General features: G+C 46.2%; 13 protein-coding genes. All 13 read right to left on the bottom strand.

Going from position 1 to position 13,818, the window contains the following annotated elements:
* Positions 1-35: 35 nt before the first annotated feature.
* A complete protein-coding gene (gene pyrE / locus AAGG74_RS05920) occupies positions 36-668 on the bottom strand; it encodes an orotate phosphoribosyltransferase (RefSeq protein WP_429674780.1) in 633 nt (210 codons plus the stop codon).
* Entirely contained in the window at positions 665-1,384 is a 720-nt protein-coding gene (pyrF, locus tag AAGG74_RS05925; RefSeq protein ID WP_429674781.1) for an orotidine-5'-phosphate decarboxylase, read from the bottom strand. The genes pyrE and pyrF overlap by 4 nt, the downstream gene beginning before the upstream one ends.
* On the bottom strand, positions 1,353-2,288 hold the full coding sequence (locus AAGG74_RS05930) for a dihydroorotate dehydrogenase (RefSeq protein WP_429674782.1): 936 nt from the start codon (positions 2,286-2,288) through the stop codon (positions 1,353-1,355). Before AAGG74_RS05930 ends, pyrF begins: the two co-directional genes overlap by 32 nt.
* On the bottom strand, positions 2,288-3,058 hold the full coding sequence (gene pyrK / locus AAGG74_RS05935; protein ID WP_429674783.1) for a dihydroorotate oxidase B electron transfer subunit: 771 nt from the start codon (positions 3,056-3,058) through the stop codon (positions 2,288-2,290). The genes AAGG74_RS05930 and pyrK overlap by 1 nt, the downstream gene beginning before the upstream one ends.
* Positions 3,055-6,270 carry a carbamoyl-phosphate synthase (glutamine-hydrolyzing) large subunit gene (gene carB / locus AAGG74_RS05940; protein ID WP_429674784.1) on the bottom strand — a complete coding sequence of 1,072 codons (3,216 nt, stop codon included), beginning with the start codon at positions 6,268-6,270 and terminating at the stop codon, positions 3,055-3,057. Before carB ends, pyrK begins: the two co-directional genes overlap by 4 nt.
* Complete coding sequence (locus AAGG74_RS05945) at positions 6,255-7,349, bottom strand: carbamoyl phosphate synthase small subunit (RefSeq protein ID WP_429674785.1); 1,095 nt, start codon at positions 7,347-7,349, stop codon at positions 6,255-6,257. Before AAGG74_RS05945 ends, carB begins: the two co-directional genes overlap by 16 nt.
* On the bottom strand, positions 7,346-8,632 hold the full coding sequence (locus AAGG74_RS05950; protein ID WP_429674786.1) for a dihydroorotase: 1,287 nt from the start codon (positions 8,630-8,632) through the stop codon (positions 7,346-7,348). The genes AAGG74_RS05945 and AAGG74_RS05950 overlap by 4 nt, the downstream gene beginning before the upstream one ends.
* The gene (locus tag AAGG74_RS05955) at positions 8,616-9,530 is read right to left on the bottom strand and encodes an aspartate carbamoyltransferase catalytic subunit (RefSeq protein WP_429674787.1); all 915 of its coding nucleotides are present in this window, start codon (positions 9,528-9,530) and stop codon (positions 8,616-8,618) included. Before AAGG74_RS05955 ends, AAGG74_RS05950 begins: the two co-directional genes overlap by 17 nt.
* 144 nt (positions 9,531-9,674) lie before the next feature.
* Entirely contained in the window at positions 9,675-10,982 is a 1,308-nt protein-coding gene (gene pyrP, locus AAGG74_RS05960) for a uracil permease PyrP (protein WP_429674788.1), read from the bottom strand.
* A 174-nt stretch (positions 10,983-11,156) separates the two neighbouring features.
* Positions 11,157-11,702: a bifunctional pyrimidine operon transcriptional regulator/uracil phosphoribosyltransferase gene (gene pyrR, locus AAGG74_RS05965; RefSeq protein WP_429674789.1), complete on the bottom strand. Its 546-nt coding sequence runs from the start codon at positions 11,700-11,702 to the stop codon at positions 11,157-11,159.
* 183 nt (positions 11,703-11,885) lie between these two features.
* Positions 11,886-12,797, bottom strand: a complete 912-nt coding sequence (locus AAGG74_RS05970; RefSeq protein ID WP_429674790.1) for an RluA family pseudouridine synthase — start codon at positions 12,795-12,797, stop codon at positions 11,886-11,888.
* On the bottom strand, positions 12,784-13,263 hold the full coding sequence (gene lspA / locus AAGG74_RS05975; RefSeq protein WP_162101521.1) for a signal peptidase II: 480 nt from the start codon (positions 13,261-13,263) through the stop codon (positions 12,784-12,786). Before lspA ends, AAGG74_RS05970 begins: the two co-directional genes overlap by 14 nt.
* A 102-nt stretch (positions 13,264-13,365) precedes the next feature.
* A complete protein-coding gene (locus AAGG74_RS05980) occupies positions 13,366-13,740 on the bottom strand; it encodes a TraR/DksA family transcriptional regulator (protein WP_162101520.1) in 375 nt (124 codons plus the stop codon).
* Between the last annotated feature and the right edge of the window lie 78 nt (positions 13,741-13,818).

Below are 13,818 nucleotides of genomic sequence, written 5' to 3' on the forward strand. Positions count from 1 at the left end.
TTTTGAACCCTTTGTATATCATCAAAATTTATTTTTTACTTTTTAAACCAATCTTTTGACTCGGGATTTCGTTTCCACGTTTTCAGCTTTTCCAGATCGTCTGACTGAATCTTTCCGTTTTCGAGCGCGACCTCTGTGAGCGTATCATAATCCGTCAAAGAGTAGTATGGCAGTTCTGCTTTTGTGAAGGCTTCCTGCGCTTTAGGGAGACCGTACGTAAAGATGGAGACGACACCGAGCACTTCACAGCCAGCCGCTTGCAAAGCTGCCGCAGCTTCAAGTACGCTTCCCCCTGTGGAGATTAAATCTTCAATCACGACCGTTTTTTGCCCTTTTTGCACTGCCCCCTCAATCTGATTGCCTTTTCCGTGCGCTTTCGGTTTGCTTCTCACATAACACATCGGCAAATGTAAACGGTCAGCCGCTAGAGCAGCATGAGGAATACCGGCTGTTGCTGTTCCCGCAATCATTTCAGCTTCAGGAAAATGCTCTTCGACAAGCTTGCTGATGCCTGCGGCGACATCATTTCTGACCTCAGGGAATGATAGCGTCAGACGGTTGTCACAGTAGATTGGCGATAAAATACCGCTTGCCCACGTAAATGGCTCGTTTGGGCGTAAAAATACAGCTTGGATGTCTAATAGATGTTTTGCGATGGTTTGTTTCATTGTTTGATTCCCTCCCATTCGAGTCTGACAGCTTCATAAGCTTTTACCGGGTCTTTCGCTTTTGTAATTGAGCGTCCTACCACAATCGCTGATGAACCTTTTTCTCTTGCAGCGGCAGGTGTTGCTACGCGGATTTGGTCATTCGCCGTGTCCTTTGACATTCTGATCCCCGGAGTGACAGTCAGAAATGAAGGTGATACCGCTTGGTAAATGGCTTTTGCTTCATGAACAGAGCAGACCACGCCATCAAGCCCGCTTTCTTCCGCCAGTTTGCTATAGTGCACAACCGTGTCGATCAGAGGCTTTTCGATCAGCAGTTCATTTTTCATTATTTGTTCAGATGTGCTTGTCAGCTGGGTTACCGCGATAAGAGATGGGCGTTTTTTTCCTGACGGTGTCCCTTCTTCTAAGCCTTCCATAGCTGCCTGCATCATTTTTTTGCCCCCGGCCGCATGGACATTGACGAGATCCACTCCGAGGCTTGCAAGACGCTTCATCGCTTTATTTACAGTGGTCGGGATATCATGAAGCTTTAAATCTAAAAACAGCTCGCAATTTCTTTCTTTTAGCTGTTTCACGATAGATGGCCCTTCTTGATAAAAAAGCTCCATTCCCACCTTTACAAATAACGGTTCTTGCTGAAAAAGCGCTAAGAATGCAAGTGTTTCTTCGGCTGATGCAAAATCAAGCGCGATGATGGGCAGGTTGTTTTTCATGATTCCAGCTCCTTCCGATGCATTCTTCAATTGATTGATAGCCGTATTGATGTAAAACAGCTGGAAGCTGTTCAATGATGTCCGGGCATGCAAAAGGGTTCACAAAGTTCGCTGTTCCCACAGCGACTGCGCTTGCTCCCGCGAGAAGAAACTCCAGTGCGTCTTCAGCCGTCTGCACGCCTCCCATACCGATAATCGGGATATTGACCGCCTGGCTGACTTCATGCACCATACGGATGGCAACCGGCTTGACGGCAGGGCCGGAAAGCCCCCCTGTTTTATTCGCTAATATCGGCTTGCCTGATTTTAAATCAAGCCTCATGCCGATTAATGTGTTAATCATTGTAAGACCGTCCGCTCCCGCCTCTTCAATCGCTGATGCAATTTCTGTAATATTTGCCACGTTCGGGGAAAGCTTCACATAAACGGGCACATCCGATACCTCTTTAACCGCTTTCGTTACATCAGCAGCCATTTCAGGGTTTGTGCCAAAAGCGATTCCGCCTGTTTTCACATTCGGACAGGAAATGTTCAATTCAAGCGCATGGACATTAGGCGCTTTGCTGATATGCTCCGCGACTTCGACATAATCCTCGACTTGAGAACCTGCGACATTGGCAATGATCGGCGTATCAAACCGCTCGAGCCATGGCAGCTCATTTTGCAAAACACTTTCCAGCCCGGGATTTTGGAGGCCGATCGCATTGAGCATTCCAGCGCCAGTCTCAGCTACCCTCGGTGTCGGATTACCAAAGCGAGGCTCTTTTGTCGTAGCTTTGATCATGATCGCTCCGAGACAAGATAAATCATAAAAACGCGCAAACTCTTTTCCAAAACCGAAGCAGCCTGAGGCTGGAATGATCGGATTTTTCAAATCAAGTCCCGGCAATTTCACCTCTAGCATTACAGCACCACCTCCTGAGCTTTAAATACAGGCCCGTCGAGACATACTTTGACGTACGATGTCTCACTTTCGTTTGTATGGCACACACACGCGAAGCATGCGCCGATTCCGCAGCCCATTCGTTCCTCCATGGACAGATAAACTTCTTTATGGGCATATTCTTGTTTTAACGCCCTCAGCATCGGTGTCGGCCCGCAGCTGAGGAGAATGTCAAACGCCAGATTTTTCTGTTTGATCACATCGGTGACAAACCCGGTTTCCCCGTAGCTCCCATCGGCTGTCGCCACATACGTGTCTCCATACTGCCGGCATTCTTCTTCGTAAAAAACATCCTTTGCCGATTGGAATCCTAAAACGTGGATGACCTTAACCCCTTTTTCATTCAAGCGTTTCGACAGCTCTTGAAGAGGGGGCACACCTACACCGCCTCCTACCAGCAAAGCCGTCGTTCCGGGTTGGATTTCGTTGACAGGAAAGCCATTCCCCAAAGGCCCGAGGACATCCACAAGCTCTCCCTGGTGCTTCAGCGATAAAAGCCTTGTTCCTTCTCCATCTACTCGGTAAATGATGGTGACTTCATTTTTTTCAAAGTTGACATCCGCGATGCTGATCGGCCTTCTCAAAAGAGGCGTAACCGCTTCACTCACTTTAAGGTGAAGGAACTGTCCCGGGGTTGTAAACCCTTGGACAAGCTCCCCTTTCAGAACCATTTGATACACCCGGTCTGCAATTTGCTGGTTAGAACATACTGTCAAATACGCTTTTTTCATATAGTGACTGCCGCCTCCTGATTTGTGTTGACTGCCGGCATTTGGTCAGCACGGAATGTCATGCTTTCCAGCACTCTCAATATCGCTTCTGCCGTATCTAAAGATGTTAAACAGGCAACACCGTTTTCTACCGATTCACGTCTGATTCGAAAGCCGTCTCTTGCCGGCTGTTTTCCTTTTGTCAGCGTATTGATGACAAACTGTGCTTCTCCGTTTCTGATCACATCAAGCAGATTCGGGCCGTCCTGTCCGATTTTCCCGACGACCTTAGCTGGAATGGAAGCTTCTTTTAAACGCCCTGCCGTTCCTTCCGTCGCTAAAATGTTATAGCCAATCGCATGGAATCGCTTAGCAATGGCAAGTCCTTCTTCTTTGTCTTTATCAGCCACTGTTAAAAGCACGGAACCGTAGTTCGGGATTTGAATGCCTGAAGCAATCAGGGCTTTATAGAGCGCCTTTTCTAGAGTGGAATCTTTCCCCATGACCTCACCAGTTGATTTCATTTCAGGCCCTAACGTAATGTCCACTCTTCTCAGCTTGGCGAAGGAGAAGACCGGCGCTTTTACAAATACACCCTGCTGTTCAGGCTGAAGGCCCTCTGTATAGCCAAACGCCGCCAGCTTTTGTCCGAGAATGACTTTTGTTGCGAGATTTGCCATTGGGATACCCGTGATTTTGCTTAAGAACGGTACCGTTCTGCTTGATCTCGGATTTACTTCGAGCACGTACACCTCGCCTTGTGATAAGACGAATTGAATATTGAGCAAACCGACAATGTTCAGCCCTTTAGCAAGTGCGATCGTGTATTGTTCGATTTTTTTCTTAATGTCCTCTGTGAGAGATTGAGGCGGATAAACAGCGATTGAGTCTCCGGAGTGAACACCGGCACGTTCAATGTGCTCCATAATACCCGGGATGACAACTGTTTCACCGTCAGATACTGCGTCCACTTCAATTTCTTTCCCTGTTAAATACCTGTCAATTAACACAGGGTGCTGCGGATTGATTTTGACTGCATTTGTCATATAATGAAGCAGTTCTTCTTCTTGATATACAATCTCCATTGCCCGGCCGCCCAGTACATAGGAAGGGCGCACCAGAACCGGATAACCGATATCACCCGCGATCCTTACCGCCTGATCCACTGATGTCGCTGTTTTGCCTAGCGGCTGCGGTACACCAAGGTCTCCAAGCGCTTGCTCAAATTTATCCCGGTCTTCTGCACGATCTATATCTTCTAACGAAGTCCCAAGGATGTTTACACCGCGTGCAGAAAGCTCGTCCGCAAGATTAATGGCAGTTTGCCCGCCGAATTGCACGACAACGCCCATTGGCTGTTCGAGGTCAATGATGTGCATGACATCTTCAATTGTGAGCGGTTCAAAGTACAGCTTGTCTGAGATACTGAAATCTGTTGAAACGGTTTCCGGATTGTTATTGACAATAATGGCTTCATAGCCTGCCTGTTTAATTGCCCACACAGAGTGAACAGTCGCATAGTCGAACTCAACACCCTGACCGATTCGAATCGGACCGGAGCCAAGCACGATCACACTTTTCTTATCCGTAACGACAGACTCATTTTCTTCTTCATATGTGCTGTAGAAGTATGGCGTTTCTGATTCAAATTCGGCCGCACATGTATCTACCATTTTGAATACCGGTGTAATTCCCGTTTGTTTTCTTAAGCTGTAAAGCTCCGATTCTTTCATTTTCCACTCACGGCTGATGTACTTATCAGAGAATCCAAATTCTTTTGCCTGTCTCAGTACGTTCGGATCCCCCGCTTTTGCCTTCAGTTCTTTTTCAAACTGCACGATTCCGAACAGCTTATGCAAGAAGAAGACATCGATCGCGGAAAATTCATGAAGGTCTTCTACGGTGTAGCCTCTTCTATATGCCTCAGCTAAGTAGAATAAGCGTTCGTCACCGGCCTTTTTGATTCGTTTTTCCAACAGCTCATCGGAAATGTCAGCGGCATCCTTCAGCTCAAGATGATACACATCCGCTTCCAGTGAACGCACAGCCTTCAGCAATGATTCTTCAAGCGTGCGGCCGATCGCCATGACCTCTCCCGTCGCTTTCATTTGCGTGCCAAGCTTTCTGTTTGCTGATTCAAACTTATCAAACGGCCAGCGCGGAATTTTGGAGACGACATAGTCAAGAGCCGGTTCAAATGCTGCATATGTTTTTCCTGTCACAGGGTTCATCATTTCATCTAACGAAAGGCCGACTGCGATTTTAGCAGCGAGCTTTGCAATCGGATATCCCGTCGCTTTTGACGCAAGAGCTGATGAACGGCTGACACGCGGATTCACTTCAATAATGTAGTATTGGAAGCTGTCTGGATCTAAAGCGAGCTGTACGTTACATCCGCCTTCGATTCCAAGCGCGCGGATCAATTTTAACGACACATTCCTTAAGAGCTGATATTCGCGGTCGCTGAGCGTTTGGCTCGGCGCGACAACAATACTGTCTCCAGTGTGAATTCCGACTGGATCAATGTTCTCCATATTACAGACGACAATGGCGTGATCCTGACTGTCTCTCATGACTTCATACTCGATTTCTTTATAGCCGGCAATGCTTTTTTCAAGCAGACATTGATGAACAGGGCTTAATTTTAAGCCGTTTTCAACAATTTCTTTCAGCTCAGTTTCATTCGAGCAGATACCTCCGCCTGTTCCGCCTAATGTATATGCCGGGCGGACAATGACAGGGAATCCAATTTGACTGACGAAGTTTTCTGCTTCCTCCAGAGAGTGGATGATCTCACTTTCAGGCACCGGTTCATTCAATTCGTTCATTAATGTTCTGAACAAGTCGCGGTCTTCAGCCTGCTGAATCGCAGACAGCTTCGTGCCAAGCACTTCGACGCCGCACTCTTCCAGCACGCCTCTTTCAGAAAGCTCAACCGCAAGATTCAAACCAGTTTGGCCTCCAAGAGTAGGAAGAATGGCATCTGGGCGCTCTTTTCTGATGATTCGCGTCAGGAATTCAGGAGTGAGCGGTTCGATGTAAACCCGGTCAGCCATTTCTGTATCTGTCATGATTGTGGCCGGGTTTGAGTTGACAAGGATGACTTCATAGCCTTCTTCTTTCAAAGCAAGACAGGCTTGTGTTCCCGCATAGTCAAATTCTGCAGCTTGGCCGATGATGATCGGCCCAGATCCGATTACTAAAATTTTGTTAATGTCTACGCGTTTTGGCATACCGCTTCCCCTTCTTTCTCTGTTGTGTCAATCATGTCGATGAATCTGTCAAATAGATGGTTGGCATCCTCAGGGCCAGGTGAAGCTTCGGGATGATATTGAACCGTAAATGCCGGAAGTGTTTTATGCTTCAGCCCTTCAATCGTATCGTCGTTAATTGCGATATGCGTCACTTCCAGTTCTGTTTCGCTGATGGAGGACACTGTATAGCCGTGATTTTGAGATGTTAACGCGACTTTTCCGGTAGCCAGCTCTTTTACCGGGTGGTTTGAACCCCTGTGGCCGAATTTCATTTTTTCAGTATTCGCTCCGCACGCCAGCGCGAATAACTGATGGCCGAGACATATTCCGAATAATGGCACTTTTCCAAGAACACCTTTAATCATTTCAATCGCTTCAGGCACATCTTTCGGGTCTCCAGGTCCGTTAGAAAGCATGATTCCGTCCGGTTTCAGCTGAAGCACCTCTTCCGCTGTAATGTTGAAAGGCACAACGATAACGTCACATTTCCGTTTGTTCAGCTCTCTTAGAATTCCGTGCTTCATGCCGAAGTCAACCAAGACAATGCGTTTGCCTCTTCCCGGGCTCGGATATGCTGTTTTGGCAGATACTTGAGCTACTTGATTTCTCGGCAGTTCCTTTTCGTTCAATCTTTTCAGCACTGCTTCAACCTCTTCATCAGGTGAAGCAAACGTTCCTTTTAGCGCGCCCGCCGTACGGATCATTCTTGTCAGCTTTCTCGTGTCTATTCCCTGCAGTCCCGGAATATTTTTCATTTTTAAATACTCGTCTAATGTGTATGCTGAACGCCAATTGGAAGGAAGTTCACATAATTCTTTGACGATCAGCCCTTTTACAAAAGGTGTAATGGATTCAAAATCATCACGGTTGATGCCGTAATTTCCGATAAGCGGATACGTTAATGTGACGATCTGCCCGCAGTAAGAAGGATCAGACAAAATTTCCTGATAGCCTGTCATTCCAGTGTTGAAAACGACTTCTCCCATGCTGTGCTCTAAGCTTCCGAAGGCTTCTCCCTCGAATACCGCTCCGTTTTCCAGTACTAATCGTCTTTTCATTTGATAAGTCTCCCTTCTTCATAAGCAAGTTTCCCCGCTGCCATTGTAGCGACCGGCCAGCCGGTGCAGCTGATGCCGTTGAAAGGTGTATTTTTTCCTTTTGATAAAAATGTCTCTTTGTTTATAACTGCTTCTTTTTCTAAATCAATTAATGTAATGTCAGCAGCTTGCCCCGGTTTTATTGTTCCGTACGGGAGAGCGAACGCTTCACATGGTTTAATTGTCATATAATCAATCAGCTGCTTTAACGACCAGCTGCCATTTTTGACAAAGTGTGTGTATAGGAGCGGAAACGCCGTTTCTAAGCCGACAATTCCGAATGGCGCCAGTTTCATTTCTGTGTTTTTCTCTTCTTCTGTATGCGGCGCATGATCTGTTGCGATAAAATCAATGGTTCCGTCTAAAAGGCCTTCGATTAAAGCTGCTCTGTCTTCCGCACTGCGAAGAGGGGGATTCATTTTATAATTTGTGTCCAGTCCTGGAATATCTTCCTCACAAAGCAGCAAATGGTGTGGCGTCACTTCTGCTGTCACTCTGATTCCTGCTTTTTTCGCATCACGTACGACTCTGACAGATTCTTTCGTACTGATATGGCAAACATGGTAATGGCAGTTTGCCGCCTCAGCCAGTAACACATCGCGGGCAATATGAACCGATTCACACACAGAAGGAATGCCGCTGAGGCCATTCTCTTTGGAGAACACCCCTTCATGAACGCTTCCTCCGTAAATTAAGGAGTTGTCTTCGCAATGCGCAACAACCGCTTTATCAATTGCCGCAGCCCGTTTCATCGCTTCATACATCATTCCTGCTGTCTGTATACCGACGCCGTCATCTGTAAAGGCAAAAGCCCCGGCTTCTTTTAACGTTTCAAAGTTTGTCATCTCATCACCGATTTGTCTGATCGTAATGGATGCATAGGGAAGCACTCTGACGCATGCTGTTTCGTTAATACGGTTTTGCACCCATTCCATCTGCTCCTTCGTATCAGGAACCGGCCGCGTATTCGGCATTGCGGCTACTGTTGTGTAACCGCCGCGCGCTGCTGCTTTTGCGCCGGTTTTAATGGTTTCTTTTTTCTCTCCGCCCGGCTCTCTGAAGTGGACGTGGAGATCAACAAATCCAGGTGATACGAGCAATCCTTTTGCATCAATGACCGTTTCTCCCTCAGCTGCGTCAAGCTTGCCGATTTCTGAGATGATTTCTCCTGTCACTCGAAGGTCCGCTTCTGTTCTTTCACCGTTTTCGTTAAGTATCCAGCCGTTTTTAATGAGATATGACATACGCTGCTTCTCCTCTTTTCACTTTGGTTTGTAAGGCACGCTGTATCACTGCCATTCTGATAAATACACCATTTTTCATTTGTTTGAAGATTCTTGATTTTTCACTTTCTACTAAGCTGTCATCAATCTCCACTCCTCTGTTTACCGGAGCCGGGTGCATAATAATCGCATGCTGTTTCAGACGCTCAGCCCGCTCTATGGTCAAGCCGTATTGATTTAAATAACCTTCCTGACTGACAGCTGACAGATGCCTTTCATTTTGAATGCGCAACAGCATGACGACATCGGAAGATTCAACCGCTTCATCCATTGAGACATATGTGCCGAATGGATTTTTTTCATCCTGCCATTCCGCAGGACCAGAAAACAAGACGTGGGCTCCTAGTCTTGTCAGGACTTCCGCGTTTGATCTAGCCACTCTGCTGTGCTTGATATCGCCGTGAATGGAGACGGTAAGCCCGTTGAAGGTATGGAACTCTTCATAAATTGTCATTAAATCAAGCAAGGATTGTGTCGGGTGCTGGCCGCATCCATCTCCCGCATTCAAAATGGGAATGTTTATCTGGCTGACAAGCTCTTTATAGTACTCATCCTCATTGTGCCTGATCACACACACATCCACACCGATTGATTCGAGCGTTCGGATCGTGTCATATAAGGTTTCGCCTTTTTGCACACTTGTGCTTGTTCCATCCAGATTCAACACATTCATACCGAGCTTTTTTTCCGCGACTTCAAAGCTGAATCGCGTTCTCGTACTTGGTTCAAAAAACAGATTTGCTGCAAATGTTCCTGAAAGCTGATTGTTTGTTTTTCCGTTTTTGAGGTTTTGTGCTGTTTGAAGCAAATCTTTGATTTCCTCAATACTGAGTTCGCTCATCGTCGTTAAATGCTTCATATTTTTTCCCCTCTCATTTCAACTTTTAGGCTGAAAAAAACCCCGGTCTTAGATAGACTCGGGGTGTGGTTAATAGAGGGCAGCATCAAAGCTTCCTTCTCTTCATAACCCTTCCAAGCCTCTCTGGACTTTCATTAAAAGGTTTTAGATATGATGTTGTTCAGAAGTGTCTGCCTGCTCTTCCTTCGCTTGCGGAAGAATCAGGTTTAAGATGACACCTACAATTGCCGCAAGCGCCATGCCTGACACTTGGAATCCTCCTTGAGACACTTGAATAAAAGCGCCTCCTACACCGATCACTAGGATCACCGATGTGATAATAAGGTTTCTGTTGTTTTCATAATCAATTTTGTTATCAATCAGCATTCTCAGACCGCTCGAAGCGATGATTCCAAACAAGAGGAAGGAAACGCCTCCCATAACCGCTGACGGCACTGAGCTGATCAGCGCTGAAATTTTGCCGATAAAACCAAAGCAAAGTGCAATCACTGCCGCGCCGCCGATAACAAAAACGCTGAATACTCTTGTGATGGCCAGTACGCCAATGTTTTCTCCGTAAGTTGTTGTCGGAGGACCGCCGATCAAGGAAGCAAGGATTGTCGCTACGCTGTCACCCATAATGGAGCGATGCAACCCCGGTTTTTTAATGAAATCTTGTCCAACAACTTTGCTCAGCACCATTTGGTGGCCGATATGCTCCGACATCGTCACAAACGCGACAGGAACCATAGCCGCTGCAATGCCGAGTGTTACTGCCGGTGAATAATCTTTGAACGGGATGATAAACTCAGGCACTGCAAACCATTTTGCGTCAAGCACTGGCTGGAAATTGACAATCCCTTGAGTAAGGGCAAACAAGTATCCGCCGATGATTCCGATCAAAACCGGAATCAAGCTCAGAAACCCTCGTAAGAAAATCGCGCAAATAATCGTGATCGCCAGCGTAACGCCTGCGACACTGAAATGCTTTAAGCTGTAGACCAATTCACTCGCATTCGGATCAGCATACATCGCCATGTTTACCGCGGTGCTCGCAAGCCCCAGCCCAATGACGATAATGACAGGTCCTACGACTATAGGCGGAAGAATTTTCATCAGCCATCCTGTTCCAAGCTGTCTGATCAATAAGGCAATCAGTCCATACACTAATCCTGCCAGAAACGCTCCGACCATTGCCGCGCCCGGACCACCGGTCGCTTTTACCAGTATGATTGGAGAAATAAAGGCAAACGATGAACCGAGATACGCCGGAATTTGCCCTTTTGTAATAAGAAGATAAGCAAGTGTTCCGATGCCGCTTGTCACCAGGGCTACCGCAGGACTCATTCCGACCAGCTTCGGAACTAAAATCGTTGAACCAAACATCGCAAACAAATGCTGCAAGCTGAATGTAACCCAAGAGAAAGGTGTCGGGACATCCCTGATTCCTAAATTCACTTTTTTCTTACTCATGTTGATTTCCCCCTGATCGTTGACGTTCATTTTAGGATGACTCAATGACTGTATAAAAAAACCTCTTTGCTCATTTTTACGCAAAGAGGCATACAAAGACCTGCCGAATACTTTCGGGACTTTGTAGTGCACCTCTTTGCAACCTCTCTGGATTGCCCTTAAAAAGGTGATCTATTATTCATTTTCATAAATAGCGACGAGATCGTTTCCGTCTACTTCATCAAGCTGAACCATAACCTTTTCAGCCTTTGATGTCGGGATGTTTTTTCCGATATAATCCGCTCGAATCGGAAGCTCCCGATGCCCTCTGTCAACTAGCACAGCCAGCTGAATGGAGGAAGGTCTGCCCACATCAACAAGCGCATCCATACCTGCTCTGACCGTTCTGCCTGTATACAGGACATCGTCAACGAGAATGACTTTTTGGTCTGTGATGTTTACCGGAATATCCGCGCCTTTCACAAGAGGCTCTTCGTTGCTCGTTTTTTTAGTAAGATCGTCTCTGTAAAGAGTAATATCAATCTCACCGACTGTGACAGGGTTCCCTTCAATCTGTTCGATTCGTTCCGCAAGACGCTTTGCCAAGTAAATCCCTCTCGTCTTGATGCCGACAAGGATGCAGTTATTCATTCCTTTGTTGCGTTCGATCATTTCGTGAGCAATTCTGGTCAGCGCCCGTCTGATTGCCTGTTCGTCGAGAATGACAGCTTTTTGATTCAATGTGTGACACCTCACTGTTTATATAGAAGAAAAAACCCCTCCTGCCAGAGCATAGAGGGGTTTTGGGACAAGGTGCGCGCATATACACGCATCCCAGTCTATCCGTTATCCTTCTCAGCCTCTCTGGACTGTTTTAAAGAATCTATTCAGCTGCGTTTATTATTTCAGAAAAGAAATAGTCTGTCAACCATTTCTTCTAAGGTTTTCGATTAATTCTGCCATATCCTCCGGAAGCGGCGCTTCAAATTCGATATATTCGCCAGTGCGGGGATGATCGAAACCTAAAATTCCGGCGTGAAGAGCCTGACCGTTAAAATCGATTGTTTTTCTCGGACCGTATTTTGGATCGCCTGCTAATGGGAATCCGATATATTTCATATGAACACGAATTTGGTGCGTCCTTCCTGTTTCAAGCTGGCATTCCACCAACGAAAAATCCTGAAAACGCTCCAGCACATGAAAATGGGTGACAGCATTTTTTCCATCACGCGTCACAGTCATGCTTTGACGGTCTTTTTTATCCCGTCCGATCGGCGCGTCAATTGTGCCATCATCATGAGAAATAAGTCCATGGACAACCGCCGTATATTTCCGCGTGACTGTTTTATTGACCAATTGGTTTACTAGTGACTCATGTGCCATATCGTTTTTCGCCACCATCAATAAACCGGACGTATCCTTATCGATTCTGTGAACGATCCCTGGACGCATCACGCCATTAATGCCGGACAGGTCCGTACAATGGGCCATAAGGCCGTTTACAAGTGTGCCCGTAAGATGTCCGGGAGCTGGGTGTACGACCATTCCGCGAGGTTTATTAACGACCAGCACATCCTGATCTTCATAGTAAACATCCAGATCCATAGGTTCTGCCAGTACGTCGAGCGCTTCAGGTTCAGGTATTGTGACAGTCACCTGATCACCCGGCTGAATTTTATAATTCGCTTTTACAGGGTTTCCGTTCACGATAACGTGCCCGTCTTTCACCCATTGCTGCACCTGGGTTCTTGACCAATCATTTTCAGTCGATGCCAGAAATTTATCAATCCGCTCACTTTTTTGTTCTTCTGTAGCGGTTATATCAATTTGATTCATGCTCTTGCTCCTTTTTCTTTTTCCCGCTGTCCAACAGCATTTGTATAAATAAAAGCATGACGCCGACGCATAGTGAAGAGTCCGCGATGTTAAAAATCGGGTAATTGTAATCAACAATGATGACGTGGATAAAATCTACAACTTCCTGTCTGACAGCCCGATCTATGAAGTTGCCGATGGCACCGCCAAGCATTAGTCCGAGGGCAACGCCAAGAAGCCTTTGTCCTTTTGTGTAACGTTGTATGTAATAAACAATGCCAATCATAACCGCAGTAGTAATGAGGTAGAAAAACCACATCTGACCGGCTAATATCCCCCATGCAGCACCCGTATTGCGATGAGAGGTGATATAGAATACCTGATCAATGATCGGGATGCTTTGTCCCAGCTCCATGTTTTTAACGACAAGCCATTTTGTCAATTGATCGGCTGCAATAATAAGAAGTGCGATTACATAATACAGCACAAACGTTCCTCCCGTTTACGGTTACTTTAGTCCATTATGCATTTTATCAATAAAAAGCACTGGAGTAAAGAAATATCAGGCATATTAACCGGCCAAACGCTGTTATTCATACAGCGCCTGACCATATTCGATATCCGATGATTTCCACAGTGGAAGCGTTTTTTTTTCAAATTGGACAGAGTAAAGAAAATCGTCTGCAGTGCGGGCAGTCGGCAGCACTGCAAGCTTCGAAATCGGAATGGAAGCTCCTGTTTCTTCGCAGTATCCAAATGTGCCGTTTTCGATTTTGGACAATGCGAGGAGAACGTCTTGAAGCTCTTCTTTAATGTGATAGATCAGAGTTGCTTTTTGTTTATGATTGATTGCTGCTTGCGGGCTTGTTGAAGCCTGAAAGCAAGAATACTCAAATAATCTCGACTGTAATTCTTCTTTCGTAAGAAGAAGTTCCGTATAAATTGCGGTCAGTTGATCATTCATTCCATCACAACTCCTGCTCTTAACGTAGTACCTATAGTGTTGCCTGTGAATGATGATCTAAAGCCCATAAGATTTTTC

Origin of the sequence: Bacillus mexicanus (assembly GCF_050445615.1) — a bacterium.
Taxonomy (GTDB): Bacteria; Bacillota; Bacilli; order Bacillales; family Bacillaceae; genus Bacillus; species Bacillus mexicanus.

Bases quoted from the DNA above. Each gene is read 5' to 3' on its own strand.
- pyrE (WP_429674780.1), bottom strand. From the start codon at position 668: ATGAAACAAACCATCGCAAAACATCTATTAGACATCCAAGCTGTATTT.
- pyrF (WP_429674781.1), bottom strand. From the start codon at position 1,384: ATGAAAAACAACCTGCCCATCATCGCGCTTGATTTTGCATCAGCCGAA.
- AAGG74_RS05930 (WP_429674782.1), bottom strand. From the start codon at position 2,288: ATGCTAGAGGTGAAATTGCCGGGACTTGATTTGAAAAATCCGATCATT.
- pyrK (WP_429674783.1), bottom strand. From the start codon at position 3,058: ATGAAAAAAGCGTATTTGACAGTATGTTCTAACCAGCAAATTGCAGAC.
- carB (WP_429674784.1), bottom strand. From the start codon at position 6,270: ATGCCAAAACGCGTAGACATTAACAAAATTTTAGTAATCGGATCTGGG.
- AAGG74_RS05945 (WP_429674785.1), bottom strand. From the start codon at position 7,349: ATGAAAAGACGATTAGTACTGGAAAACGGAGCGGTATTCGAGGGAGAA.
- AAGG74_RS05950 (WP_429674786.1), bottom strand. From the start codon at position 8,632: ATGTCATATCTCATTAAAAACGGCTGGATACTTAACGAAAACGGTGAA.
- AAGG74_RS05955 (WP_429674787.1), bottom strand. From the start codon at position 9,530: ATGAAGCATTTAACGACGATGAGCGAACTCAGTATTGAGGAAATCAAA.
- pyrP (WP_429674788.1), bottom strand. From the start codon at position 10,982: ATGAGTAAGAAAAAAGTGAATTTAGGAATCAGGGATGTCCCGACACCT.
- AAGG74_RS05970 (WP_429674790.1), bottom strand. From the start codon at position 12,797: ATGAATCAAATTGATATAACCGCTACAGAAGAACAAAAAAGTGAGCGG.
- AAGG74_RS05980 (WP_162101520.1), bottom strand. From the start codon at position 13,740: ATGAATGATCAACTGACCGCAATTTATACGGAACTTCTTCTTACGAAA.